The following is a 25,405-nucleotide window of genomic DNA, read 5'->3' on the forward strand; positions in this document are numbered from 1 at the left end:
CTCCCGCGCCCGGGGCACGTCAGCCGACCCGCGAGTCCGCCAGGAGGGGCGGCTCGCTGGGGAGGGGGACAAACACCGGTTCGACCCCGACGCTCTCGCTGCGGAACCACTCGATGGTCCGCCGCAGTCCCTCCCGGACGTCCACCACGGGCTCCCAGCCGAGAATGGTGCGGGCGAGCGTGATGTCGGGCCGACGAACGGTGGGATCGTCCTGCGGGCGCTCGACGAAGCTGATGTCCGAGCTCGAGCCGGTGAGGTCGATGATCAGGCGAGCGAGCTGGAGCACGCTCATCTCGCCGCAGTTGCCGATGTTCACCGGCCCGGCCGTGTCGGAGCGCAGCAGCCGGACGAGGCCCTCGATGAGGTCGTCGACGTAGCACACCGACCGGGTCTGGCTCCCGTCGCCGGCGACGGTGAGCGGCTCGCCCCGCAAGGCCTGTCCGATGAACGTCGGGATGGCCCGGCCGTCCCGGGGCCTCATGCGGGGTCCGAACGTGTTGAAGATGCGCGCGATGGTCGTGTCCACCCCGCAGGCACTGCTGTAGGCCATCGTCGTCGCCTCCGCGAACCGCTTGGCCTCGTCGTACACGCCGCGCGGACCCACCGGGTTGACGTTGCCCCAGTACGTCTCGGGCTGTGGATGCACGAGCGGGTCGCCGTACGACTCCGATGTGGAGGCCAGCAGGAACCGGGCCCGCTTGTCCTTGGCCAGGCCCAGGGAGTGCAACGTGCCGATCGAGCCCACCTTGAGAGTCTGTAGCGGCAGCTGCAGGTAGTCGATGGGTGACGCCGGGGATGCCAGGTGGAGGACGGCGTCGACGTGCCCGGACACGTGGATGTAGTCGGTGACGTCGGCCCGGACGAGCCGGAACCGGCTGTCCTCCAGGAGGTGCTCCACGTTGGCCGAGGTCCCGGTGCAGAAGTCGTCGAGGCAGACGACCTCGTAGCCCTCCTGCAGGAGTCGCTCGCACAGGTGCGAGCCCAGGAAACCCGCACCTCCCGTGACGACCGCGCGACGACGTCTCATGGGTTGTCTCCTGCTGCTCGTGATGCGGTCAGGGGTGTCGGGACCCGCTCCAGCCAGATCTCCCGCCAGTACGCGTAGACGCGGCGCGGGCAGCTGCGGTGGTAGTCGGCGGTGCAGACGACGTCGGCCAGGACGATGCAGGGGGTCTTCATCGTCTGCATCCGTCCGGTCGACTCGTCGATGATGTGCTCGACCCGACGCAGTACCCGGGCTGTCCGGCCGCAGTACTTGAGCTGCTCCCGGTCGAAGGCCATACCCCGGTTGAGGTTCTCCGCGTTGAGGGTCGCGCTGATCTGCTCGAGGGACTTGACCCTGACCCACTCGCCGGGCTGGAGGCCGAGGCTCTCGACGGGCGTCCGGTGCGCCGTGCCCCGGATGAAGGGGTAGCGCCGCCCCCCGCGGATCCGGAGCCTCTCGGGCAGCTTGTCGCGCGTGAGGTCCTGCATCCGGTTGAAGGCGCCGATCGCGATGCCACGGAGGACCTGGCGGGCGGGCGCGTTGCCGGAACGGACGTCCCGCACGTACTGCGTCACGTCCCAGAGGGGGATGCCGACCGGCGCCGCCCGGGTCAGCTCGGTGGCCTGGCACGAGTAGACGGGCTCGTCGGAGCCGGCCTCCCGCGGGCGGCACGCGCCGTGGGCCACCTCGGTGAGCCTCTCCGGGGTGCAGCCGGAGCACGCCGACGGCGGCGGCGACACACCCGGCGTCGAGGGTTCCGGCGCCCGCAGTTGCAGCGGGATCGGGGTCGACCCGTTCCGGTCCTGCGTCGGCCCGGAGACGCGGGTGAGCCAGGCCGTCTTCCAGAAGATCAGGCACCCCGCCTGGCAGCCGCCGTGTGCCTGGCCGTCGCACCGGAGACCGGTCAGGTGGACGGTGTCCTCCAGCCGGCGCAGGCCCGTCCAGGTGGCGGTGTCGCAGGTCTTGTGCGCGATCGAGTCCACGACGAAGCGCCGGCCGCAGAACGGCAGCATCTCCGGCATGAACGGCAGCGCGTCGAGCTCACCACGCTCGTCGAGGCCGGCGAGGATCTCCTCGGCCGGCTTCACCTCGACCACCTCACCGATGGAGAAGGTCGGCCGGACGTCCGGCCTCTGAGTCGTCACGGTCATCGCGGTGCTCCCGCCCTGGAACCGGACCCGACCGTGCCGGCCGGGTCGGGGATGGTCCTGACCGGCCGCGGCGGGTGGGCCAGGATGTCGAGGACGAAGGCCGGGTTGTTGCGCAGGTAGCGACGCCACAGCCGCCGCGGTTCCCGGCCCAGCCGGTACGCCCATTCCAGCCCGCTGCGCTGCGCCCAGCGAGGAGCCTGGGGAACGGTGCCGGCGTGGAGGTCGAAGGCGGCCCCGACGCCGAAGAGGACGTTGGCGCGCAACGTCCCCACGTGCTCGGCCATCCAGCGCTCCTGCTTCGGCGTGCTCAGGCCGACCCAGACCAGTTGCGCACCGGACGCGTTGATGACCCGCACGACCTCGGCGTCCTCGTCCGGGCGCAGCGGGCGGAACGGCGGCGTCCACGTGCCGGCGATCCGCAGCCCGGGGAACCGCGCGGAGAGTCGCTCCGCGAGCAGCTCGCCGACCCCGGGGCCGCCGCCGTAGAAGAACGACGACCAGCCCCGCTCCACCGCCCGGGCGAGGACCACCGCCATCAGGTCCGGGCCGTAGACGCGGGAGACGTCGCGCCGGCCGGCCCACCGGGCCGACCACACCATCGGCATGCCGTCCGGGGTCGTCAGCCCCGAACGGTTGTGGATCCGCGCGAGCTCGGGGTCGCGCCGGCACTCCATCACGCCGTGCACGCCGGTGACGCAGACGTAGCGGTGGTCGTCGCGGACCACCCAGCCCGACACCTCCTCGACCGCGGACTCGAGCGTGAGGCAGCTGATCCCCACACCGAGCACGTCGACCCGTGGGGGACCGGGCTGGTCAGGTGCGCTCACCGCTGGTCAGCCTCTTCTCGATCCACTGGTAGGTGGGGGAGAGCCCGTCGCGCAGCGACGTCGTCGGTTCCCACCCCAGGACCTCGCGCAGCAGCGAGTTGTCGGAGTTGCGTCCCCGCACCCCCTGCGGACCGGCGACGTGCTCCAGCCCGATGTCGCGCTTGCCGGCCACCTCGGCGACGACGTGCGCGAGCTCCGCGATCGACACCATCTCGTCCGTGCCGAGGTTGAGCGGCTCGGCGAAGTCGGACTGCATGATCCGGTAGATGCCCTCGACGCAGTCGTCGATGTAGCAGAACGACCGCGTCTGGGCTCCGTCGCCCCAGATCTCGATGCGGCCGCCGTCCCCGGCGAGTGCCACCTTGCGGCACAGCGCCGCCGGCGCCTTCTCCCGGCCGCCGTCGTAGGTGCCGTACGGGCCGTAGACGTTGTGGAACCGGACGATGCGGGTCTGCATCGGGTGCTCGTCGGCGTAGTAGGAGCAGAGCAGCTCGCTGAAGAGCTTCTCCCACCCGTACGCGTCCTGGGGCTGGGCCGGGTAGGCGTCGCTCTCCTTGAGCGGCACCACGTCGGTCACCGTCTGCCGGTACTCCGGGTAGATGCAGGCCGACGAGCTGTAGAGGTAGCGCTGCACGCCGTGGATCCGCGCGGCGTCGATGGTGTGCAGGTTGATGAGGGAGTTGCTGTGCAGGATCTCCGCATGGTGGGTGGAGATGTAGCCCATCCCACCCATGTCCGCCGCGAGGGCGTACACGTGGTCGACCCCCCGCGTCGCCTGCAACGCGGCGTCCCAGCGGCGCAGGTCGAGCAGCTCGAACTCGTCGGCGTCCACGTTGGTGTACTCCGGGTACTTCAGGTCGACCCCGCGGACCCAGTAGCCCTTTGCCTTGAGGAACGTGACGAGGTGGTGTCCGATGAATCCACCCGCTCCCGTGACACACACTCGTTCCACGGCGACCTCCCGGTGTGCGTTGTCGTCTTCGTCGGTCAGTACGCGCCGCGGCCCCTGGCCACCGCGAACACCGTTTTCCAGATGATCAGAGCGTCGAGCGCGAGCGACCATTGCTCGACGTATCGCAGGTCCAGGCGCACCGACTCCTCCCAGTCCAGGTCGGAACGGCCGTTGATCTGCCAGAGGCCGGTCAGGCCGGGTTTCACGAACAACCGCCGCCGTGCCTCGCCCTCGTAGCGCCGGTCGGTGACCGGCAGCGGGCGCGGACCGACGAGCGACATCTGGCCGAGCAGCACGTTGACGAGCTGGGGCAGCTCGTCGAGCGACGTGCGGCGCAGCCACCGCCCGATTCGCGTGACGCGCGGATCGGCGGAGATCTTGAACAGCTCCCCGGTCCCGTGCCGGTTCAGCGCGTCGAGCCCGGGCCGCTGCGCCTCGGCGTCGCGGACCATCGTGCGGAACTTCCACATCGTGAACTCGCGCCCGTGCCAGCCGGCCCGGGCCTGGCGGAAGATCGCCGGCCCCGGACTGCTGAGCCGGATCGCGAGCGCGATGGCCAGGAGCAGGGGCGAGAGCACGACCAGCGCGACGAGGGCGACCAGCCGGTCGAGGAGTGCCTTCGCCACGCGGCGGCCGCCCGCCAGCTGGGGTTCGTCGACGTGCAGCAGGGGGAGCCCGCAGACCGGGCGGATCGCGATCCGCGGACCCGCCACGTCGAGCAGCGCCGAGGCCACGAGCAGGTCGATCCCCGACCGGGCGAGGCTCCAGGACAGCACCCGCAGGGCGGCCCCGTCCATCTCCGGGCAGGGCAGCACGGCGACGGCATCGGCCGAGGTCAGCCGGACCGCGAGGTCGACGTCCTCGAAGCCGCCCAGGACCGGCACGCCCAGCGCGGCCAGGTCAGGGGTGTCCCCGCCGCCCGGGACGCACGCCCCCACGATCCGCATCCCGTGGTGGGGATCGCGGCGCATCTGCCGGACGAGCTCGGCGCCCGTGCTCGCGTGGCCCACGAGGAGGACGTCGCTCAGGGCGAAACCGCGGCGTCGCTCGCGGTGCACCCACTTGCGGAGCAGGTAGCGGCCCAGCAGCGTGAGAGCCGTCGCCAGCGGCAGGGCGACGAGGACGTAGCCGCGCGCGGTCTCCGCCTTCGTCGCCCAGGACACGGTCGCGACCGTTGCGATCACGGCGACCGCGGCGGCGAGGACCCGACGGAACTCCTCGAACCCGACCGACAGGAAGCGGGCTTCGTAGGCGCGAGCGGCCGACATCGCCGCCAGCCACAGCAGGGGCAGGCCCGCGCTCAGCGCCACGTACTCCCACCGTGGACCCGGCGCCGCGGGATCGCCCCAGCGGATGCCGTACGCCGCCATGCCGGCCACCAGGGCGGCGACGGCGTCGATTCCGACGACGGTCCGGACGTAGCGGCGCTCCCACGCCCTCCGGGAGGAGCGCACCACCAGGGGCCGGTCGGGGGCCTCGCGGTCCGTGTCAGCCTCGGTGACGCCCACGCCCGACCTCCTCCCGCCACTCGGTGAATTCTTGAGAATCGTTGCAGTCCGGTGGCGGGATGTCGGTCGTCAAGAATGACGATTGGCGCCGGAGCTCGGAGGGCGACGTTCTCGTGGAGGCTCGTGGAGTGGCGGAGCGGAACCGTTCGGCGACATACGGAGAACGGCGTCGAGGGAGAGGCTCCGGGGTGACCGGCGATGGTGTCGCCGCGCATCGTGAAGACTGATGAAACTGTCCGGACGCGATCGCCGACCGCTCAGGAGCCCCGTCTCGAGCGCTCGGGAGGGTCGGGCAGCTGGCGCAGCAGGGCCACCGCCTCGAGCTGCGAGCCCACCTCGAGCTTGGCCAGCAGCGACCGGATCTGGGTGCGGACCGTCGGCATGCTCACCACGAAGTGCTCGGCGATGGTCGCGGCGCGCATCCCCGCGGCGAGGAGCTCGAGGACCTCGCGCTCGCGGGAGCTCAGCCGGGCCAGACGCCGGGACAGCTCCCGCTCCTGCGCGAGGTAGCGACGGTGGCGCTCGAGCCACTCCTGGTGCTCGGCGTCCGACATCACCCGGACCCCGGCGGCGGCGTCCATCACGGTTCCCAGGAGGACGCCGAACGAGCGCGACTTGGGGACCGACCCGATCGCGCCGGCCGCGATGGCCGCCGCGACGCCGGGGGTGTCACTGCTGCCGCTGACCACGAGCACCTTCCAGCCCGCGGCCCGCAGTCCGCCGACCAGGTCGGCGCCGTGGACGTACTGGCCGTCGGCGTCGCGGGACAGGTCGAGGTCGAGGACGACCAGCCCGGCCGGGTGGATCGCGGGCCGGGTCGCGAACGACCGGCTCTCGGCGACCGGGAGCGTGCGGGCGTCGAACCCCTCGTTGCGCAGCGCCATCGTCAACGTGGTGCTGAACAGCTCGTGGTCGTCGATGATCACGACCGGGTAGTCCGCGCTCACCGGTCGAGGAGCACGACCGGCGAGCTCGCTCGTCACGAGGCGCTCCGCAACTCCGGTCCGGCCAGGGCGGCGGCGCAGGCCGGGGGTGGCGCCGCCGGGAGATCCACCGTCACGACGCAACCGTGCTCGCCGCGACCCGCCGAGCCCAGCGCGAGCGTGCCGTTCTCGTCCGCAAGGAGCCGGCGGCACACGTAGAGGCCGAGGCCGAGGCCACCGGCAGCACGGTCGCGCACGCCCCGGGCGAGCACCGCCTCCTCGGCGCCGGGGGTCGGCCCCGGACCGAAGTCCCGCACCCGCACCACGACCCGGTCCTCGTGGCGGACGGCGAGGATCTCGACGGGGCTCCCCGCGGCGTGCCGCGCGGCGTTCGCGAGGAGGTTGGTGACGACCTGGGCAAGGGTGGCGGGCGACCCGAGCGCGTGGAGGCCGGGCTCGACGGCCAGCCGGACGTCCATCCCCGTCGAGCCGCGCAGCGTCACCAGCCCGTGCAGCACGGGGGCCACGGCGTAGGGGGTCGTCGGGGCCGCCGCCGCGACGTCGATGGGGGTCTGCAGGAGGTCGTCGAGCCTGCTGAGCTCGGAGGCCACGACGGTGCCCAGCCGCTGCGGGTCCGGGCAGCGCCCGTCGACGAGGGTGGTCGCGCCCGCGAGCCCCGCCAGGCCGTTGCGCAGCTCGTGATCACGTTCGGCGGTGCGGGCGAGCCGGGTCTCGGCGAGCCGGAGCTCCTCCTCGAGCGTGTCGTGCCGGGTCTCGAACCGGGCCAGTGCCTGCCACGCGATGCGGAGGGCGCCGCCCAGGACGAAGGCGATCGCGGCGAGCCGGAAACCTCCCGAGACGGCGGCGTCGTCGAGCACGGGCCACCCGAACGTCGTCGCCCGCAGCGCCCGGGCCCCGCCGAGCAGGGCGATCCCGATGCCGACGAGCCACAGGCCGCTGTCGTCGCCGTGGGCGGCGCGGACCGCGATCGCGATGCCGGCGGCACTCCACGCCGCGGCCAGACCCACCGTCACCGGCACGGACGTCGCCACGGCGTCGAGCGCGGCCGGGAAGGCCGAGCCCAGCGCGGCCGCGGCCAGGACGGCGACGGCGACGACGAGCAGGGCGGCGCCGACGCGCCACGGGGAGAGCCGGGGCGGCGCGATCGCAGCGGTCAGCAGCAGGCCCGTGACGAGTCCGTCCGCGAGCACGCGCACGCCCAGAGCGGCGGGGTTCGGATCGAGCGCGGCAATCGTCGACGCCGGGATCGCCAGCAGGCCGTAGCACGCCAGCGCCATGGCGACCCAGCCCGCCCGGTGGTCGGCGTTGAGGCGAGCCGCGAAGACCGCGAGCAGCGCCGCCGCGGCGCCGGACCCCGCGGCGGCCAGGGCGAGCACCACGGTCAGGTCGTGACTCTTCAGTCCGTGGTCCAGGGAGGACCCGAGCGCCAGGAGGACAGCTGCGGCCCCGAGCGCGAGGGCGAGGCGCCGTGCGCTCCCACCACCCCGGCTCCGCTCGACCACGGCGGTCACGGACCTCTCGGCTCGTGCCGCCGGCGTCTCGTCGGGGATCGATCCCGTTCCATCCCGCCCGCGCATCGCCACTCCCCGCGACGGGACGTGCTGGTTACGCCCCACCCGACACTCGTGCTTCCGACACCACCTGCCCGGGTCCGGTCGGAAGCGCGATGTGGCCAACCGAATCCCCGACAAATCCGGTTGCGCTGCTCCCCCGCGAAGCCCTGCGGCCAGCGACGCTAGCAGCGGAGAGTGATCCAAACGAGGATCGCTGCAACACTTTTGGCCCTACTGACGAGTTACTACGGCCAAATGTGACGGAATGTGAGAGGGATGGCTTAGTGCCTCCGAGGGATGGTGCAACGGCGTTGGCCTGAATGGCCTTCCTTGCAGGCCAACCTGCGAAGCGGTCGTGGTGGCCCGATCAGCCGAGCTTGGCCGCCGCGAGGTCGGCCATGGCCCGCTCGCCGAGGGCGTTGGGGTGCACGACGACGGGGTTGGTGCCGCCGACGACGGGCTCGATCCACCGGGTGCCGATCGGCTGGCACGCGTCGTGGCCCTGCGACGCGGGGGTCACGTCGACGAAGGTCACGTCGGCGGCCGCGGCGGCGCGGCGCACGGCGTCGTTGAGGGTGGCCTCGATGTCGTTGAGGTAGGGCACGTCGCCGGTGGCGACCGGCATGATCGGGTAGCAGCCGCGCTGCGCCGGGAGGATCTGCAGGTAGCCCGCGATGGCGATCCGCGCGTTCGGGGCGGCCGCCTTGACGGTCTCCAGGGCCCGCACGATCGCGGGGTAGGTGTCGTCCCGGATGGTGTCGGTGAAGCGGCTGCCGTTCTGCCGCTCGCAGGGGTTGCCGGTGCCGGCGGTGGTGGCCGCCGCCGTGCCGCAGGAGCGGATGGCGTCGATGAACACGCCGCCGTCGTTGCCGCCGATCGTCATCGTGACGACGTCGGTGGACGCCGAGAGCGCCGCGACCTGCGGCCGGACGCCCGGGTACTGCGAGGTCGTGTAGTCCTTCGTCTGGGCCCCGCCGCAGGAGACGTCGGTCAGCTCGTAGCCCCAGCGCGCGGCGAGGACGTGGCCCCAGTTGCGGGCCGACTGCAGGCACTGCGGCGGGGCGCCGATCGCGGGCGGCTGGACGCCACTACCGGCGCTGTAGCTGTCGCCCATGTTCACGTACTCGACCGGGCCGCCGCCGGCGCCGGGCTCGTCGCCGCCCTCCCAGGCGAAGGCCGGGACGCCGACGGCGGCGATCCCCAGCACGGTCACGAGCACGAGCAGCGCACGCCGCAGCATCGACGGAGGTCCTTCCGGCCGGGGGCCCGGGGGGAGCGCCGGGCCGGCGCCGGCCAGGGGAGCAGGGCGGCGCGTCGTCGGGCCCAACGACCGGAGCAGGGCCGGGTCACGCGATCGGCCGACCCGGTGTCGTCACCGCACCGTCGTCGGTGTTTGCTGGACCGCCCCGTCGAGATCAGGAGTGTGGGAGATGCGCGGACGCCGCAGCGTGTCGTTGGGCACGGTCGTCTATCTGATCGTCGGCCTCGTCGTGGCCCTCTCCAACGGCTACGGGATCACCGACCTCTCGTCGCTCGTCTCGTTCCTCCTCGCGCTCTTCCTCTGGCCGCTGGTGCTGCTGGGGATCGACCTGCACGTCAGCCTCGGGGTCTGAGCCGGCGCGTCAGACCTGGTCGCGGAGCGCTGAGAGGAAGGCGCGGAGGTCGTCGGGCCCGGTCCGCGCGATGGCGTGGACGCGCCGCAGGTCGAGACGCCCGTACGCGTGCACCAGGAGGTTGCGGAACGCGGCCGCGCGGGCGAGGCGCTCGCCGAGCTCGTCGTCGATGACGTCGGCGTCGGCGAGGAGCCGAAAGGCGTCGCCGTAGGTCGGCGGGCTGCCGAGGCCGAGACGTACGCAGGTCCCGGCGGAGAGGTCGATGACGACCTGGATCGCCTGCCAGAGGTGCAGGACGACGGTGTCGGTCGCCGACGTCATCGGCCGCAGGTCCGCGGGGTCGTCGGGCAGGTGCTCGGCGACGCGGTCCAGGTGGGCCAGGACGGTCGCGGTGCGTTCGGCGAGGAGCTCGCCGTCGACGGCGCGGCTCATCCCAGCGAGGACATGACGTCGGCCTGCGCGGCCCGGATCGCCGTCCCGGCGTCGCACCAGAACGTCACGGCCTCGAGGCGGAAGGAGAGGAAGGCGTCGGGTCGGCGTTCGAGCACGAGCACCCCGTCCCGCGCCGCGCGGAACCGCAGCAGGGCGCTGGCCGCCGCCAGGTCGACGAGGTCGACGGCGTCGGTGTGGAGGACGTCGACGAGGGCGGCGAGCAGCGCGACCGGATCGACCTCGTCGCGGGCGAGGTAGCCGAAGTCCCAGTCCGACGCCGGCCCGGCGTCCCCCCGCGCCCGCGATCCGTGCAGCACGAGCACGTCGAGCCCGTCCCCGCCCGGGAGGCCGTCGACCGCCGCCGCGATCTCGGGGAGCTCGGCGGTCGGCACGCGCGCACGTTACCGCGCGGCCGACGTTAGCCGGGGACGCTGAACCGCTGCCCCGCGAAGGTCCAGTCGACGGGTGTGGCGAGGTCGAAGCGCTGTTGGTCGACGAACCGCTCCAGGGTGTCGACGCGCGGCAGCGACTCGCGCCAGACCTCGGCGGTCTCGGCGTAGGCGGGGTGCTCGAGGTGGCGGCGGCGGTTCTCGAGGAACCGTCGCAGCCAGCCCGGCTCGTCGCCGGCGAGCGGCCCGGTCTCGGTGACGATCGTGCCGAGGTCGTCGGGGCCCGTACCGGTGCCGTGCTGGATGCCGGTGTCGAGCAGGGCGAGCTGGCCGAGCGCCGTGGTGACGCCGGCGCGGCGCGCCTGGTCCATGACGGGGCGGAAGTAGAGGTCGTCGTAGACGGCGTCCTGGGCCTGGTTCAGCCGCGGGTCGCTGCGCGACGTCGACGCCCACGCCGCCTCGAAGCCGCCGAGTCCGGTGGTGTCGTCCCCGTCGCCGCCGTCGGCCACCTGGGTGTCGATCGCCCGCAGCGGGCGCACGTAGCGGTGCAGCGGCGTCGACGTGCCCGCGAGGGCCTCGTAGCGCTGCACGACGAGCAGCAGGTCGTGGGTGCCGCTGGTGAACCCGGCGCGGCCCGCGGTGATGCCGCGGCCGTCGTCGAGGCGCTGCGCGGCCGCGTAGGGCAGGTCGGTGCTGGAGTTCTCGAAGCTCGAGATGACGGCCTCGGCGACGCGGCGGTGCGCGGGGTCGTCGAGGCCGGCCGGCGGCACCGCGGCCGCCTCGTGCGACCCGCATCCGGCGAGCACGGTGCCGATCGCCAGGGCGAGGGCCAGGAGGAGGCGGGGGTTCATCGGGCTGGCGGCTCCGTCACCGGCGAGACGCTAGGCCATGGGGCCCAGGGCCGGGCGGAGGGCCACGACAATCGGGCGCAAACACCGTCGAAAACGACATCGTGCCCATTCGACGAGAAATTGCTTCGTCATTTCCCCGTGATAATTTCGTGTCGCTCGAAGGTGGGACGACGACGGCCGGCGTGGTCGCGCTCCGTCGACCGGGGGAGGTCGTCGCGGTCCATCGGAGATCGACGCGGACCGGTGCCGTTCACCGGATCGCGCAGGGGAGGCAGCGGGTGGACCACACAGCGACGCCGGGCACCGCACGCGCGGTCGTGCTCGCCGGGGGCCGCGGGACACGGCTGCGGCCCTACACCGCCGTGCTGCCCAAGCCCCTCATGCCGGTGGGCGACCGGCCGATCCTCGACATCGTGCTGCGCCAGCTGGGCCGGGACGGGTTCACGCACGTCACGCTGGCCACCGGGCACCTCGCGGAGCTGATCGAGGCGTTCCTGCGCGACGGGTCGGCGTACGGGCTGGCCGTCGACTACCACCGCGAGCAGGAGCCGCTGGGCACCGTCGGCGCCCTCGCGCTCATCGACGGGCTCGACGAGCCGTTCCTCGTCATGAACGGCGACGTGCTCACCGACCTCGACTACCGCGCGCTCCTCGACCACCACGTCCGCTGCGGTGCGGCCGCCACGGTCGCGGTGACGACGCGGACGGTGCAGATCTCGCTCGGCGTCATGCGTTTCGAGGACGCCGACGACGGCGCCCGCGTCACCGACTACGTCGAGAAGCCGAGCATGGAGTACGAGGCGTCGATGGGCGTCTACTGCTTCTCGCCGCACGTCCTCGCGTACATCGACGCCGGCGAGCGCCTCGACTTCCCCGACCTCGTGCTGCGCCTGGTCAAGGCCGGCGAGCGGGTCGAGGCCTGGCGCCCCGACGCCTACTGGCTCGACATCGGCCGCCACGAGGACTACGAGCAGGCGATGGAGGAGTTCGAGCGCATGCGCCCGCGCCTCCTGCCCGCCGAGCCGGAGACCGCGTGACCCGCCTGCAGGGGCGGGCGATCGTCTGCGTCGGCTTCGCCGAGTGGGACGCGGAGCTCTGGACCAACCAGCAGCACCTCATGAGCCGGCTCGCCCGCGACAACGACGTGCTGTTCGTCGAGTCGCTGGGGCTGCGCCGCCCCCAGCTCGCCGGTCGGGACCTGCGCCGCCTGGTGCGCCGGCTGGGGCGGGGGCTGGCGGGTCCCCGCCGTCGTGACGGGCTGCGGGTCCTCGCGCCGCTGGTGCTGCCGCTGCACTCGCGGGGGTGGGTGCGGACGCTCAACGCCGTCCTGCTGCGGGCCCAGGTGCGCCTGGCCACCCGCGGGTGGCGCCGCCCCGTGCTCTGGAGCTACGTCCCGCAGGCCGAGCAGCTGCTCGCCACGCTGGACCCGCACACCGTCGTCTACCACTGCGTCGACGACATCGCGGCGCAGAAGGGCGTCGACGGCGCCTCGTTCCGCGCCGCCGAGGAGCGGTACGCGGCGCGGGCGGACCTCGTCGTCGCCTCCGCGCCGGCGCTGGCCGAGCGGCTGCGCCCGCAGGCCCGCGCGCTGGTGTTCGCCCCCAACGTCGCGGACACCGCGCTCTTCGCCACCGCGCTCGAGCCCGGCCCCGTCGACCCCGCGCTCGACGCCCTGCCCGCGCCCCGGGTCGTGTTCACCGGCGCGGTGGTGGCCACCAAGCTCGACCTCGACCTGCTCGCCGACCTGGCCCGGGCCCGCCCGGCGTGGAGCCTGGCGCTGGTCGGGCCGGTCGGCGTCGGCGACCCGTCCACCGACGTCGGCGCGCTGGCCGCGCTGCCGAACGTCCACCTGCTCGGCGGGCGCTCCTACGACGCCCTGCCCGCGGTGCTGCGGGGCGCCGACGTCGGGATCGTGCCGTACGCGGTCAACGACCTGACCCGCTCGGTCTTCCCCATGAAGATCTACGAGTACCTGGCGGCGGGCCTGCCGGTGGTGACGACGCCGCTGCCCGCGCTCGACGGTGTCGACGCCGTCGCCCGGGCCGGCGACGCCGCGGGGTTCGCCGCCGCGGTCGACGAGGCCCTGGCGACGGACACCCCGGACGCGCGCGCCGGGCGGTCGGCGGCGGCCCGGGCGCACTCCTGGGACGTGCGGCTGGACGAGCTCAGCGCGGCGGTGACCGCCGTGGAGCGGACCGGGCCGGGTCCGGCGCTGAGCGCGGACGAGCACCGCACCGCCCGGCTGCTCTTCGCCGAGGAGCTGGCCGCGGGCACCGTCACCGAGGAGGCGATCGTCGCCGCGCCGGAGGTCGCCGCCGCGGTCGCCGACGCCGGCGTGCCGTCCCTGCCGCGCCGGGTGGTGCTGGCCGCCGAGCGCAAGGCGGGGCGCTTCGACGCCTTCACCCGCCACACCCTGCCCGCGCAGCGGGCGCGCCGCGCGGTGCTGGGCGAGGCCGCGGACGGCCCGCCGAAGGTGCTGCTGCGCATGGACGAGTACCCGCACTGGCTCGCCGCCCGCGAGCCCGACGGCCACGACGACGCGGCGTTCGCGCGGTGGCGGGAGCTGCTCGCCGGGGTGCCGCACCTGGTGGCCGTCGTGCCGCGCCTCGCCGCCGACCCCGAGCAGCGCGAGGGCCCGTCGCGGGAGCTCACCGACCTCGAGGTGGCCCGCCTGCGCGAGATGGCCGCCGACGGCGTCGCCTTCGGCTTGCACGGCTACGAGCACCGCACGCACTTCCGCGACCCGCGCCGGCACACCGAGCTGGGGCACCTCTCGCCGGCTGCGGTGGGCGCGCTGCTCGACCGCGCCCGCGCCGAGCTCGCCGACCGCGCCGGGATCGACCCGCAGGTGCTGGTGCCGCCGTTCAACACGGTCGGCGCGCGCCAGTGGCCGGCGCTCGCCGCCCGCTTCCCGGTGATCACCGGCGGACCGGAGTCGACGCTGCGGCTCGGCGCCCCGCCCGGGCCGACGTTCCGCGGCGGCGCGGCGTACCTGCCGTCCCACCCGCCCCTCTACGGCGACGCGGCCGGGGTGCTCCCCGAGCTCGAGCGCCACCTCGAGGCCCGCACCGGCCTGTGGACCCCGGTCGTCCTGCACTGGGGCTGGGAGGCCGCGAACGGGTGGACCGACCTGGAGCGGCTCGTGGAGCGCCTCCGGCCCTACGCCACCCCGTGGGGCGACTTCCTCGACGCCGTGGAGAAGAGCCGATGAAGATCGTTTCCGTCATGACGACGCACGCCTCCGGCGGCGCGGAGTTCGCGGCGGTGGAGCTGCTCGACGCCCTGGCCGCCCGCGGCCACGACGTGCTGATGCTGTCGAACCAGCCGGGGATCGGGCGGGGGACCGCCGTGCGCGTCGAGCCGGTCGACCTCGGCCCGAAGCTCGCGGTGCGCACCTGGCGGCGCCTGGTGCTGGGCATGCCGCAGCTGGTCCGCGGGATCCACCGCGCGCTCGTCGACGCCGGCCCCTTCGACGTGCTGCTCGTGCACTACAAGAAGGAGCAGCTGCTCGCGGGCCTGCTCTCGCGGCGGGTCGCGCCGCGCGTGGTGTGGGCCGAGTGGGGCCCGGTGCCGTTCCCGCTGCGCAAGGGGCTGCCGCGCGCGCTGTACCTCGCCGCCGCGCGGCGGGCGTCGGCGGTCATGGCGATCTCGGAGGGGACGCGGCGGTCGGTGCGCGAGGTGGGCGTGCCCGACGAGAAGGTCGCCGTGGTCCCCAACGTCATGCGCGCCGACGAGCTGGCGTTCTCCGCGGAGGGCCGGGCCCGGGTGCGGGAGCGTCTGGGGATCCCGGCCGACGCGTTCGTCGTCGGGTGCATCTCGCGGTTCCACCCGAAGAAGCGCAACGACGTCGTCGTCGACGCGACGGTGGCCCTCGATGACCCGTCCGTGCACCTCGTGCTGGCCGGCGACGGCGAGACCGAGGACGAGCTGCGCCGCCACGCCGCGCCGCTCGGCGACCGCTTCCACGTCGTGCCGACGCCGGGCGACGACGTCGCCGACGTGCTGTCGGCGTTCGACGTCTCGGTGTTCTGCCCGTCGCCCACCGAGGGCGCCCCGCGGGCGGTGATCCTCGCCATGCTGGCCGGGCGGGCGTGCGTGTCCACCGGCGCCGAGGGCGTGCACGACCTCATCCCGCCCGACGGCGGCCACATCCTCGCCCCGGAGAACGACGTCGCGGCGCTGCGCACGGTGCTCGCGGGCTACCGCGACGACCCGGAGCTGCGGGCCCGGCACGGTGCGGTGGCGGCCGCCGCGGCCGTCGCCACCTACGACCGCGACGTCGTCGCGGCCCGGGCCGAGGGCGTGCTCGCCGGAGTGACCGCGTGATCGACGAGGAGACACGGATGGAACGGACGGCCCTGGTCACCGGCGGTGCCGGCTACATCGGGATGCTCGCGTGCGCGGAGCTGGCCGCCGGCGGCCGGCGCGTGCGGGCGCTGGACAACCTGCTGCACGGGCAGCGCGAGCAGGCCGACCAGCTGCGGGCGCAGGGCGTCGAGCTCGTCGAGGGCGACATCCGCGACCCCGACGCCCGCGCGCGGGCCCTCGCGGGCGTCGACGAGGTCGTGCACCTCGCGGCGATCGTCGGCGACCCGGCCTGCGCGGTGGACCCCGCGCTGGCGCACGAGGTGAACGTCGAGGGGTCGCGGGCGCTGGTGCGCGACGCCCGCGAGGCCGGCGTGGCACGCATGGTGTTCGCGTCGACGTGCTCGAACTACGGGCGGATGGCCGACCCGACCGTGCCGATCACCGAGGACGGCGAGCTGGCCCCGGTGAGCCTGTACGCCGAGCAGAAGGTCGGCATCGAGCGGGCGCTGCTCGAGGACGACTTCGCGCCCCTGCTGCCGACGTGCCTGCGCTTCGCCACCGTCTACGGCGTCGCGCCGCGGATGCGCTTCGACCTCACCGTCAACGAGTTCACCCGCGATCTCTGGGCCGGCAAGCACCTCGAGGTGTTCGGCGAGCAGTTCTGGCGGCCGTACGCGCACGTCCGCGACGTCGCGCGGGCTGTGGTGCTCGTGCTGGACACCGAGGTCGAGCGGGTCGGACGGCGGGTGTTCAACGTCGGGCGCTCGGGGGAGAACTACCGCAAGCTCGACCTCGTCGAGGAGATCCGCCGCCAGACCGACCGCGGCGAGGTGTCCTACGTGGCCCGCACCGAGGACCCCCGCGACTACAAGGTCTCCTTCGACCGCATCCGCGCCGAGCTCGGCTTCGAGACGCTCATGACCGTCCCCGACGGCATCGCCGAGGTCCTCGCCGGCCTCGAGGCCGGCCGCTTCGGCGACGCCTTCGCCCGCGCCCACCGCAACACCGACTGAAGGGCACCCGTGACCGCCACGGTGACCGGACCCGCCGTCCCCCTGTTCGACCTGGCCCTGCGCGACGCCGACACCGCCGCCGTCGCCGAGGTGCTGCGCTCGGGGTGGCTGACCATCGGCCCGCGGGTCGAGGCGTTCGAGGGCGCGTTCGCCGAGCACCTCGGCGTCCGCCACGCGGTGACCGTCTCCTCCTGCACCGCGGCCCTGCACCTGGCCTACCTCGCCGCCGGCGTCGGGCCCGGCGACGAGGTGATCGTCCCGTCGATCACCTTCGTGGCCACGGCGAACGCGGTGCTCTACTGCGGCGGCACCCCGGTGTTCGCCGACATCCGCGGCCGCCACGACCCGGGGATCGACCCCGAGCACGTCGCCGCGCTGATCGGCCCGCGCACGAAGGCCGTCTGCGCCGTGCACTTCGCCGGCTACCCCGCCGGGGTCGACGAGCTCCGCGCGCTGTGCGACCGCCACGGCCTGGCGCTGATCGAGGACGTCGCGCACGCCCCGTTTGCGACCCTGCACGGCCGCGCGCTGGGCTCGTTCGGGCTGGCCGGGGCCTTCTCGTTCTTCTCCAACAAGATCCTGTCCTGCGGCGAGGGCGGGCTGCTGGCCACCGACGACGACGCCGTCGCCGTCCTGGCGCAGCGGCTGCGCTCGCAGGGCATGACGAGCGGGTCGTGGAGCCGGCACCGCCGGGACAACGACTCCTACGACGCGGTGGGCCTGGGGTTCAACCACCGCCTCGACGACTGCCGGGCCGCGCTGCTGCACTCCCGCCTCGACGGGCTGGCCGACGACATCGCCGCCCGCCGCGACCTCGTGCGCCGCTACCGGCGCCTGCTCGCCGGCGTCGACGGGATCGGGCTGCCGTTCACCGACGCCGACGTCGACACGAGCTCCTGCTACGTCATGCCGATCACCGTCGACGACCCGGAGCGCCAGGGTCCGCTGCGCCGTCACCTGCGCGACCGGCACGGGGTGCAGACCTCGCTGTTCTACCCGCCGATCCACCGCTTCACGGCGTACGAGGAGCGCTTCGGGGTGCAGTCCCGCCCGCGCTCGGAGGACTGGGCGCGCGCGGAGCTGACCATCCCGCTCTACGGGCACCTCACCCACGACCAGCAGGACCGCGTCGTCGAGGGCATCGCCACCGGGCTGGCGTCGTGACCGCCACCTGGGACGTGCCGCTCACCGAGATCCACATGAGCGACGAGGACGTCGCCGCGGTGATGGACGTGTATGCGAGCGGCTGGCTGACGATGGGCCCGCGGACGAAGGAGTTCGAGACGGCGCTCGCCGCGTTCTCGGGCGTGTCCCGGGCCGTCGCGGTCTCCAGCGGGACCGCCGCGCTGCACCTCGCGTGCCGGGCGGCCGGGGTGGGACCGGGCGACGAGGTGATCGTCCCCGCCCTGACGTTCCTGGCCACGGCGCACGCCCCGCGCTACTGCGGCGCCACCGTCGTGCTGGCCGACGCCACCTCGGAGCACGACCCGAACGTGTCGGTGGCCGACGTCGAGCGCCGGATCACCCCGCGCACCCGGGCGGTGATCGCCGTCGACCTGTTCGGGACGTCGGCCGACACCGCGGCGCTGCGCCTGCTCTGCGACCGCCACGGTCTCGTGCTGATCGAGGACATGGCGCAGGCGATCGGCGCGCGCCGCCGCGACGGGGCGCCGGCCGGGTCCGCCGCCGACCTGGCGTGCCTGTCGTTCTTCTCGAAGAAGCAGCTGCCCCTCGGCGAGGGCGGCGCGGTGCTGACCGGCTCCGACGAGCGTGCCGCGACGGTGGCGTCGCTGCGCTCGCACGCGATGACGTCGGGCACCTGGGACCGCCACCGGGGCCACTCGGAGTCCTACGACGTCGTCGACATCGGCCACAACTACCGGCTCGACGAGCCCCGTGCGGCGCTCGGGCTCTCCCGGTTGCGGCACCTGGGCGACGACCTCGCCGCCCGCCGCCACGCCGTCGCGCGCTACCGCGCCCGGCTGGCCGGCGTGGACGGGATCGCGCTGGTGGGCGACGACGTCGACGTCGCGTGCTCGTCGCACTTCGCGTTCCCGGTGCGCACGGACACCGCCGACCTGCGGATCGCCCTGCGCTCCGAGCTGCCCGTGCGCGGCATCCAGACCACCCGCTACCCGGTGCTGTCCGCGCTCGCCGAGTACGCGGAGCACGCCGACGGCAGCCACCCGTCGGCGACGACGTTCGCCGACCGGCACGTGTGCCTGCCGCTGTGGGGCGGGATCGGCGACGACGCGGTGGACCGGGTGTGCGACGCCGTCGCGGCGGTGTGCGGGGCCTAGGAGCCCGCTGGAAAGTGGGTGTTGGTGGGGCCGTCAGGGTGGCGGGCCTCGAGCTCGGCGAGCGCCGCCAGCGCGTCGCCCACCAGCGCCGGGACCAGCTCGTCGCGGGCCGCAGAGTCGTCCCAGGCGATCTGCGGCTTGCCCGGTTGGCAGGTGGTCGTGGCCGCTGGCCGTGACGGCAGCGACGATCTCGCCCGCGCCGGGAATGTCGCGGGCGACCCGGCGGATCGCCGCGGTCAGCGGGGTCACGGTGTCTGGCAGGCGACTGCTCCATCGAGGGTGGTCGAGTCCAGCGCCCGGCGCGTCCTGCCTGCTACAGCCCCGGTCTGTGCGATCACCTCGGCGACCATCCGAGCGACCCTGCACCCGGCCAGGATCCCAACCCGGCCGCCGACCACCACCGTCGACGCGCTGACGTGTTCAGCAGTCTCCTAGCAGCTGGAGTGGGGATCGTTACCGTTCCGTGATCTCTCGTGGGACCTGATCGGGCCGTTGTCCGGCCGTCGTTGTCGGGGGTCGGGGCTAGCGTCCTGGTCATGAGCATCGACCAGGACGTGCGGCCCTCGGTGGCCGTGGTCCTGGACGGTTTGGGCCCCGGTCCGGAGCTCGACGCGGTGTTGGACGAGTTCTCGGCGGCGGCGTTGGCCGGGGAGGACCTGGCCGCCTATCTGCGGGCGTGCGCCCGTCAGCAGGCGCGCGCGGAGTCCCGGACGTTGACCGCGATGCACCACCTGGGTCGGGCCCGGGCGGGCTCGACGGAGCGGTACTCGGGTTGTGACGAGTTCTCCGGCGACGAGGTCGCGGCGGTGCTGTGCTGGTCGCGGTCGATGGCCACCCGCAAGCTGGGGCTGGCCGAGGATCTGGAGGTGCGGCTGCCGGCGGTGGGTGAGGCGGTGTGGGAGGGCCGGCTGGATGTGGTGCGGGCGTCGCGGTTGTGTGAGTGGACCCGGGATGTGCCCGACGACCTGGCCCGCCATGTCGGTGACGTGCTGTTGCCGGTGGCGGCGGGCATGCCGCTCGGGGAGCTGATCGACCGGATCGAGCAGGTGGTGATCGAGCTCGACCCCGGCTGGGCGGCCCGCCGCGAAGCCAAGGCGCGCCGCAACGGGCGGTTGATCCTGCAGGCCAACCCGTCGGGCACGGCCACGCTGTCGCTGGTGGATGTGGCCGCCACCTCGGGGTTGGCGATGCGCGACCGGGTCGACGCCCTGGCCGCCGCGGTGCGTTCACTCGGCGTCTTGACCCCGGTCGGTGTCCTGCGCAAGGAGGTGGCCGAGCGGCTGCTCGACGGATCGCTGGCCGGCCTCGACGACCGCGCCGTAGCCGTCTTGCTGGCCGCCGAGTATCACGCCCCCGGCGACGACGCGGGCCCCGGCGACGACCCCGGCCCCGACGACCCGAGCGGCGGGCCGGGCGATGGCGGCCCTAGCGGCGGACCCGGCGGCGGCGGACCCGGCGGCGGCGGGGCCGGCGGCGGCGGGCCCAGCGGCGGCCCCAGCGGCGGCCCTGGCGACGGTGAGTCTGGCGACGGCGGCCCCAGCGACGTCCGCGCTGACGACGACAGCAGCTCGACCGGCGGCTCTGACGATGACGGCGGTAACCCCGTCGCCGGCGCGGCGGCTGGCACGGGCACGAACCCCGGGCAGGGGCTCCTGGACCTGCCCGACCTTCCCGACCCGGCTGGCGAGGCTAGGGATCCGGAGCCGTTCCCGCTGCTGCTCGAGGGCCCGGAGCCTGGCCCCGGTCGGGTGCGGGCGGGGGTCGGGGAGGTGCGGCTGCGGCTGACCACGGCGCTGGGCCTCGATGATCTTCCGGGTCAGGTGCCCGGTTACGGCATCGTCCTCGCGCGGCAGGCCCGCCAGCTCCTCGGGCGTCATCGCAGGGGTGAGTGGCGGGTGGTGTGCACCGACGATCAGGGCCGCCTGCAGCATGTCCTGCTCGCCCGGCGACGACCACACCGGCCCCGACCGGGTGGGTCGGGGCAGCGGTGCCGGGCGATCGTCGAACTCCACGTTCCGACGACACTGCTCGCTGCGCTCGACCCCCGAGACCATGGTGCCTGGGCGGCGCTGCTGGCCGAGCTGCAACGACGGCTGGCCGAGCTACCTCTAGCTGGTGGTCCGCCGACGGCGACGGTCGCTGATCTGTATCGGCGGCGGCCGCGGGTGGAGATCGACCGCTGGACCCGGGTCCGCGACCGCTGCTGCGTCGCCCCGGCCTGCCGCCGCCGCGCCCAGGCCTCGGATCTCGACCACACCCTCGACCACGCCTTCGGTGGGCCCAGCCTGGACTGGAACCTCGGGGTGCTCGACCGCCACCACCACCGCGCCAAACACCACGGCGGCTGGACGGTCCACCAACCCGCACCGGGTCACTTCCGGTGGCGCACCCGCGCCGGCATCCGGCACACCACCAGACCGAAGAAGATCCTCCAGGAACCCGTCGCGCCCCGGCCCGCCGTCCGACCGCGCCCGCTGCCCGACGACGGGCCCGCCTGGGCCGACGACGACCACCCCGACTGGCGCGCCTGCTACCGACGGCGCACCGGTTTGGCCGAGCCGCAGCGCACCATGCCCGGGCCCGCCGTCCACCCCGACGGCGACCCGCCACCGTTCTGACCCGACAGCGCTGCTGACGCTCTCGCGAGATCGACTTGGAGAGCGCCGTCCCCGCTCAGGCGGAGGTGTTCCGAGGTCGGACCGGGACCACGGCCAGGGCCACCAGGATCAGCGACTGCGTGACCAGCGGCGCGACCCAGAGGTCGCGGCCGCCGTCGACGCCGGCGGTCACCGCCAGCACGACCAGCCCGACGACCGTGGCCACGCCGATGATCCACGCGGACACCGCGGGGCGGCCGACCGCGAGCAGGCGGGCCGCCAGCGCCTGCGAGATCGCCGAGAGCGCCGCGCACAGCACCATGACGGTGACGAGCGTGCGGGCGGGCTCGTACTGCGGGCCGACGATCCACAGGAACACCGACGCCACCAGCGGTGACGCGGCCGCGAGCACCCCGGCGTAGAGCAACGCGAGGCCGAACAGCAGCCGGAAGGTGCGCCGGAACTCGTCGCGGTCGCGGGCGCGCGCCATCTCGGGCACGGCGATCGCCTGCATCGAGGTCACGACGATCGTCAACGGGTTGCTCACCCGCGCGGCGATCGCGTAGAGCCCGGCGGCCCCCGCCCCGCCGAGCGTGGACACCGTCAGCGGCTCGAGCTGGCGCAGGTTCACCACCAGCCCGCTGAACCAGTAGCCCACCGACGACCGGGCCGCCGCCCGCAGTGCCCGCCACCCGCCCCAGCGGCGCGGGGCCCACACCACGGCCAGCACGGCGACCACGACCAACGCCACCCCGACCGGGCCGAGCACGGGCAGGCCGGCGAGGTCGGCCGCCCCGACCGCGATCAACGGGAGCCCGCGCTGCACGGTGATCGCCACCGACGCCGCGAGCTGGCGGCCGTGCCCGGACAGCGAGGACACGGTGAACTCGGCCTGCTGGTCGGACGCGGCCATGAGGGCGCCCACGGCGGCCGGCGCCGGGTCGCCGAGGACCAGCGAGGTGACCAGGAGGCCGGCGAGCACGAGGGTCAGGCCGATCGCCTGCATCCAGAACAGCGTCGGCGCGAGCCGGTCGGCACCGTCCTCGGCGCTGACCCGCAGCACCCGGGTGCTGGCGCCCAGGCCGGCGACGCTGCACAGCAGCATCCCGGTCGACGCGAGCACCGCGAGCGTGCCGAACGACGCCGGCCCGAGGGCGCGGGCCAGCAGCAACAGGGTGGCGGCCTGCATGCCCGCCGACCCGAGCCGCGCGAGGACGCGCAGCACCACCTGCCCGCCGAGGCGGCGGGCCGCGGTCGTGGTGGTGGCCGCGTCGGCCGGGCTGGGGGCGCTCACGTCAGCAGCGCCCGGGCGAACTCGTCGGGGCCGGCGAGGGTGCGAGGGCCGCGAGGGGCGTCCGTGGTGCTCGCCTCCGCGAGCGCGGTCGCCAGGCTCGCCTGCTCCAGCGGTACCCAGTGCCCGGCCGCGAGCCGGTCGACGTCGGCGCGCAGGCTCCGGGCCCCCGCGGCCACGACCGGGGTGCCCAGCGCGACCGCACGTCCGAGGATGCCGCTCGGGCCCTCGGACGAGTGCGCGAGGACGACGGTGTCGACGCGGGCCAGGCAGGCGTCGAGGGCGTCGTCGTCGAGGAGGCGGTCCGCGGCGAGCACCGTGCCGCCGGCCGCGGTGAAGCGCTCGCGGGCGGCGGCGCAACGGTCCCACTCGCCGTCCTCGACGCGGCCGGCGACGAGCACGCCGAGCCGTCCGGCGACACCGCTGGCGGCGGCGGCGTCAAGCACGAGGTCGAGGTTCTTGCGCGGCCCGACGTGCCCCAGCACGCCGAGCCAGTGACGCCCGGGGTCGGCGCCGGCGAGCTCCGGCGGCGCCGAGCCCGGGGCGACGTCGACCGGGTCGGGCGCCGAGCGCCAGCGGCCCCACCGGTAGTCCGCGCGGGGGGCGGTCGCGGGCTCCAGGACCCGGACCTGCGCGCCGCGCCGGGCGGCCAGGCGCATCGCCGCGACCTTGACGGCGTCCCGGGCCCGCGCCCGCACCCCGCCGGCGCCGCTGCCCGGAGCCCGCATCACCAGCACCCGCAGGCGTCGCGGGTCGACGGGGGCGCGGCGCAGGACGAGCGCGGGCAGGAACTTGTCGCCCTCGGTGACGAGCACCTCCGCGTCGGGCCGGTCGGCCTGCACCCGCGCGACGGCGTCCACCATCCCGGCGGCCGACGGGACGGCGCCGACGTCGATCGCCTCCACGCGCCCGGGCGGCACCCGCAGCCGCAGATCCTCGGAGCGCAGCGCCTCGGCCGTGGAGGCGAGCGCGACCGGCGTGCCCCGGGCGTGCAGGTAGGAGGCCACCGCGGCGAGGTAGAGCATCCGGTGCCCGCCCGCCTCGGCCTCCAGCACCACCACCGGCCGGGTCACCTCGCCACCTCGCCACGTGCGTGATCTCGTGAGCTATAGCTCGGAAGATCACGCACGTGCGCCCGGGGTTCCACGAGGTAGAAGGACATCGCGGCAAGCAGCAGGACGCCGGCGTTCCCGGCCAGCGGCTGGGCGGTCAGCATCGTCAGCAGCACGAACAGCGACCCGTAGAGCAGGGGCTCGCGACGGTGGGCGCGCACCACCGGCGCGGCCAGGAACGCGATCATCAGCAGGCTCCACGGCGCCCCGTCCACCGCGATCGCCGCGACGAGGTTCGTCGACGACAGGTCGGCCGTGGTCTGGGCGGTGAAGGGGTGGGTCACCAGGGCGGTCAGCCCGTCGAGCGTGGCCCGGTCGCGGGCGTCGACCGAGCCGCCCTCCGCGCCCGCCTTGGTGACCAGCCCGAACGCGGGGGAGAAGATCGCGAGCCAGACGATCGCGCCGCCCCCGACGGTCGCGGCGCCCGCCGCCCACGGCGAGAAGCGGGCCCGGCCGAGCACCACGCGCAGCACCAGGCAGACCCCGAGGAGCCCGATGCCCGCGGTCGACTGCGTGCTCAGCAGCGCGACCGCGAGCACCGCCTGGCTCGCGCGGCGGTACGGGAAGGTCGCGGGCATCGCCAGCAGGGCCCACCCGAGGAACAGCGCGCCCATGCCCGGCTCGCGCCCGACGGTGAGCATGCGCGGGAAGGCCGCGCCCGGGTCGAGCCCGTACGACAGCGCGCCCGGCAGGTAGAGCCCGGCGTCGGAGTAGACGTAGCCGAGCGGCACCGCCCCGACCAGCGTCGCGGTCGGGCCGGCCACCGCGATGAGCGCGAGGGCGACGACGACGAGGGCCGACACGGCCACGAGCAGCCCGACGAGCGCCGTGCGGACCCGCGTGAGCAGCACCGGGTCGCGGACGACGAGGTAGAACGCCCCGACCGGCAGCAGCACCGTGATCGTCGAGGTGGCGAGGTTCGGCTCCGAGCCCGGCGCGATCAGCGCGTGCAGCCCCAGCCACGCCCACGCGAGCGCGAGGAGCAGGAACGGCCAGGGGAACGGCCCGCGGTCGACGTCGCGGGTGCGCAGGGCGCGCAGCAGGCACACCCCGGCCGCGGCGGTGACGACCAGCGGGCCGAGGACCGGCAGCCGTTCCCCGACCGCGCTCGGGCGGGTGAGCAGGATGCCGAGCGCGATCGTGCCGGGCAGCACCCACGTCGGCCACCGGACGGCCGCGACCGCCAGCAGGCCGCCCACGACGGCGACCGCGGCGAGCAGGCGGATGTCGAGGAGGGCGGCCACCCGCTACCGGCCCGACCTCGGTCCCCCGTGCCGGCCGCCCCGCCCGCCGCCGTGGGTCCCGTTCGTGCGGCCGTTCGTCCCGGGTTCGGGCGTCCCGAAGTCGAGGACGCCCGGGATGCCGTGCTGACCCGAGCCGTTGCGCGGGGGGTCACCGCGGTGGCGCGACGTGGTCCGGGTCGGGTTCGACGGCGCGGACCGCGGCTCGGGCAGCGACGGCGTGAGCGGCCGCGGGGCCGGGGTGGCGGGGGCCGGGGTGGCGGGGGCCGGGGTGACCCGCGTCGGGGTGACGCGCGAGGTCGGCGGCGGGGGCGGGACGGGTGCCGCGGCCGGCGGGC

Annotated in this window: 22 protein-coding genes; 8 read left to right on the forward strand and 14 right to left on the reverse strand. The window is 74.6% G+C overall.

The genetic code is table 11. From position 1 onward, the window contains the following. Positions 1 to 19: 19 nt before the first annotated feature. The 8 genes from ABD994_RS00945 to ABD994_RS00980 form a co-directional block, all read right to left on the reverse strand. Complete coding sequence (locus ABD994_RS00945; RefSeq protein WP_345410372.1) at positions 20 to 1,027, reverse strand: UDP-glucuronic acid decarboxylase family protein; 1,008 nt, start codon at positions 1,025 to 1,027, stop codon at positions 20 to 22. Continuing rightward, positions 1,024 to 2,130 carry a hypothetical protein gene (locus ABD994_RS00950; RefSeq protein WP_345410374.1) on the reverse strand — a complete coding sequence of 369 codons (1,107 nt, stop codon included), beginning with the start codon at positions 2,128 to 2,130 and terminating at the stop codon, positions 1,024 to 1,026. The genes ABD994_RS00945 and ABD994_RS00950 overlap by 4 nt, the downstream gene beginning before the upstream one ends. A gap of 2 nt (positions 2,131 to 2,132) precedes the next feature. Further along, positions 2,133 to 2,963 carry a WecB/TagA/CpsF family glycosyltransferase gene (locus tag ABD994_RS00955; protein ID WP_345410376.1) on the reverse strand — a complete coding sequence of 277 codons (831 nt, stop codon included), beginning with the start codon at positions 2,961 to 2,963 and terminating at the stop codon, positions 2,133 to 2,135. Next, positions 2,950 to 3,915: an NAD-dependent epimerase/dehydratase family protein gene (locus ABD994_RS00960; RefSeq protein ID WP_345410378.1), complete on the reverse strand. Its 966-nt coding sequence runs from the start codon at positions 3,913 to 3,915 to the stop codon at positions 2,950 to 2,952. The genes ABD994_RS00955 and ABD994_RS00960 overlap by 14 nt, the downstream gene beginning before the upstream one ends. A 35-nt stretch (positions 3,916 to 3,950) precedes the next feature. After that, positions 3,951 to 5,423 (reverse strand): sugar transferase, encoded by a 1,473-nt coding sequence (locus tag ABD994_RS00965; RefSeq protein ID WP_345410380.1) that lies wholly within the window; start codon positions 5,421 to 5,423, stop codon positions 3,951 to 3,953. 257 nt (positions 5,424 to 5,680) lie between these two features. Further along, complete coding sequence (locus tag ABD994_RS00970) at positions 5,681 to 6,406, reverse strand: LuxR C-terminal-related transcriptional regulator (RefSeq protein WP_345410382.1); 726 nt, start codon at positions 6,404 to 6,406, stop codon at positions 5,681 to 5,683. Further along, positions 6,403 to 7,878: a sensor histidine kinase gene (locus ABD994_RS00975; RefSeq protein WP_345410384.1), complete on the reverse strand. Its 1,476-nt coding sequence runs from the start codon at positions 7,876 to 7,878 to the stop codon at positions 6,403 to 6,405. The genes ABD994_RS00970 and ABD994_RS00975 overlap by 4 nt, the downstream gene beginning before the upstream one ends. Positions 7,879 to 8,287: 409 nt before the next feature. Next, the gene (locus ABD994_RS00980) at positions 8,288 to 9,160 is read right to left on the reverse strand and encodes an SGNH/GDSL hydrolase family protein (protein ID WP_345410386.1); all 873 of its coding nucleotides are present in this window, start codon (positions 9,158 to 9,160) and stop codon (positions 8,288 to 8,290) included. A gap of 190 nt (positions 9,161 to 9,350) precedes the next feature. Between ABD994_RS00980 and ABD994_RS00985 the strand changes: the two genes are divergently transcribed. Beyond that, complete coding sequence (locus ABD994_RS00985; RefSeq protein WP_345410388.1) at positions 9,351 to 9,533, forward strand: hypothetical protein; 183 nt, start codon at positions 9,351 to 9,353, stop codon at positions 9,531 to 9,533. A gap of 9 nt (positions 9,534 to 9,542) precedes the next feature. On the opposite strand, the gene hepT is transcribed toward ABD994_RS00985, so the two are convergent. Genes hepT through ABD994_RS01000 form a run of 3 tightly spaced genes read right to left on the reverse strand, consistent with a single transcriptional unit; the run spans position 9,543 to position 11,205 of the window. Next, positions 9,543 to 9,965, reverse strand: a complete 423-nt coding sequence (hepT, locus tag ABD994_RS00990) for a type VII toxin-antitoxin system HepT family RNase toxin (RefSeq protein WP_345410390.1) — start codon at positions 9,963 to 9,965, stop codon at positions 9,543 to 9,545. After that, positions 9,962 to 10,357, reverse strand: coding sequence for a type VII toxin-antitoxin system MntA family adenylyltransferase antitoxin (gene mntA, locus ABD994_RS00995; protein ID WP_345410392.1), 396 nt, complete (start codon positions 10,355 to 10,357; stop codon positions 9,962 to 9,964). The genes hepT and mntA overlap by 4 nt, the downstream gene beginning before the upstream one ends. A 26-nt stretch (positions 10,358 to 10,383) precedes the next feature. Next, entirely contained in the window at positions 10,384 to 11,205 is an 822-nt protein-coding gene (locus ABD994_RS01000) for a chitosanase (RefSeq protein WP_345410394.1), read from the reverse strand. A gap of 278 nt (positions 11,206 to 11,483) precedes the next feature. Between ABD994_RS01000 and ABD994_RS01005 the strand changes: the two genes are divergently transcribed. The 7 genes from ABD994_RS01005 (at position 11,484) to ABD994_RS01040 (ending at position 21,444) form a co-directional block, all read left to right on the forward strand. Then, entirely contained in the window at positions 11,484 to 12,242 is a 759-nt protein-coding gene (locus ABD994_RS01005) for a sugar phosphate nucleotidyltransferase (RefSeq protein WP_345410396.1), read from the forward strand. Next, entirely contained in the window at positions 12,239 to 14,416 is a 2,178-nt protein-coding gene (locus ABD994_RS01010) for a glycosyltransferase (protein ID WP_345410398.1), read from the forward strand. The genes ABD994_RS01005 and ABD994_RS01010 overlap by 4 nt, the downstream gene beginning before the upstream one ends. Next, positions 14,413 to 15,531, forward strand: a complete 1,119-nt coding sequence (locus ABD994_RS01015) for a glycosyltransferase family 4 protein (RefSeq protein ID WP_345410400.1) — start codon at positions 14,413 to 14,415, stop codon at positions 15,529 to 15,531. The genes ABD994_RS01010 and ABD994_RS01015 overlap by 4 nt, the downstream gene beginning before the upstream one ends. Before the next feature lie 17 nt (positions 15,532 to 15,548). Further along, positions 15,549 to 16,526, forward strand: a complete 978-nt coding sequence (locus ABD994_RS01020; RefSeq protein ID WP_345410402.1) for an NAD-dependent epimerase/dehydratase family protein — start codon at positions 15,549 to 15,551, stop codon at positions 16,524 to 16,526. 9 nt (positions 16,527 to 16,535) lie between these two features. Next, the gene (locus ABD994_RS01025; RefSeq protein WP_345410404.1) at positions 16,536 to 17,690 is read left to right on the forward strand and encodes a DegT/DnrJ/EryC1/StrS family aminotransferase; all 1,155 of its coding nucleotides are present in this window, start codon (positions 16,536 to 16,538) and stop codon (positions 17,688 to 17,690) included. Beyond that, the gene (locus ABD994_RS01030) at positions 17,687 to 18,826 is read left to right on the forward strand and encodes a DegT/DnrJ/EryC1/StrS family aminotransferase (RefSeq protein ID WP_345410406.1); all 1,140 of its coding nucleotides are present in this window, start codon (positions 17,687 to 17,689) and stop codon (positions 18,824 to 18,826) included. The genes ABD994_RS01025 and ABD994_RS01030 overlap by 4 nt, the downstream gene beginning before the upstream one ends. Positions 18,827 to 19,362: 536 nt before the next feature. Then, a complete protein-coding gene (locus tag ABD994_RS01040) occupies positions 19,363 to 21,444 on the forward strand; it encodes an HNH endonuclease signature motif containing protein (protein WP_345410408.1) in 2,082 nt (693 codons plus the stop codon). 55 nt (positions 21,445 to 21,499) lie between these two features. On the opposite strand, the gene ABD994_RS01045 is transcribed toward ABD994_RS01040, so the two are convergent. The 3 genes from ABD994_RS01045 to ABD994_RS01055 are packed head-to-tail and all read right to left on the reverse strand — an operon-like array spanning position 21,500 to position 25,070. After that, positions 21,500 to 22,717 (reverse strand): lipopolysaccharide biosynthesis protein, encoded by a 1,218-nt coding sequence (locus tag ABD994_RS01045; protein WP_345410410.1) that lies wholly within the window; start codon positions 22,715 to 22,717, stop codon positions 21,500 to 21,502. Next, complete coding sequence (locus ABD994_RS01050) at positions 22,714 to 23,787, reverse strand: glycosyltransferase (RefSeq protein ID WP_345410412.1); 1,074 nt, start codon at positions 23,785 to 23,787, stop codon at positions 22,714 to 22,716. Before ABD994_RS01050 ends, ABD994_RS01045 begins: the two co-directional genes overlap by 4 nt. Then, complete coding sequence (locus ABD994_RS01055) at positions 23,784 to 25,070, reverse strand: hypothetical protein (protein ID WP_345410414.1); 1,287 nt, start codon at positions 25,068 to 25,070, stop codon at positions 23,784 to 23,786. The genes ABD994_RS01050 and ABD994_RS01055 overlap by 4 nt, the downstream gene beginning before the upstream one ends. Positions 25,071 to 25,405: the final 335 nt, after the last annotated feature.

It is taken from the genome of Actinomycetospora chlora (genome assembly GCF_039542135.1).
GTDB lineage: Bacteria > Actinomycetota > Actinomycetes > Mycobacteriales > Pseudonocardiaceae > Actinomycetospora > Actinomycetospora chlora.

What these genes read in the sequence shown, in the direction of transcription:
- ABD994_RS01020 (WP_345410402.1), top strand. Translation starts at nt 15,549, where the DNA reads ATGGAACGGACGGCCCTGGTCACCGGCGGTGCCGGCTACATCGGGATG.
- ABD994_RS00945 (WP_345410372.1), bottom strand. Translation starts at nt 1,027, where the DNA reads ATGAGACGTCGTCGCGCGGTCGTCACGGGAGGTGCGGGTTTCCTGGGC.
- ABD994_RS01040 (WP_345410408.1), top strand. Translation starts at nt 19,363, where the DNA reads ATGAGCATCGACCAGGACGTGCGGCCCTCGGTGGCCGTGGTCCTGGAC.
- ABD994_RS00980 (WP_345410386.1), bottom strand. Translation starts at nt 9,160, where the DNA reads ATGCTGCGGCGTGCGCTGCTCGTGCTCGTGACCGTGCTGGGGATCGCC.
- ABD994_RS01000 (WP_345410394.1), bottom strand. Translation starts at nt 11,205, where the DNA reads ATGAACCCCCGCCTCCTCCTGGCCCTCGCCCTGGCGATCGGCACCGTG.
- hepT (WP_345410390.1), bottom strand. Translation starts at nt 9,965, where the DNA reads ATGAGCCGCGCCGTCGACGGCGAGCTCCTCGCCGAACGCACCGCGACC.
- ABD994_RS00985 (WP_345410388.1), top strand. Translation starts at nt 9,351, where the DNA reads ATGCGCGGACGCCGCAGCGTGTCGTTGGGCACGGTCGTCTATCTGATC.
- ABD994_RS01015 (WP_345410400.1), top strand. Translation starts at nt 14,413, where the DNA reads ATGAAGATCGTTTCCGTCATGACGACGCACGCCTCCGGCGGCGCGGAG.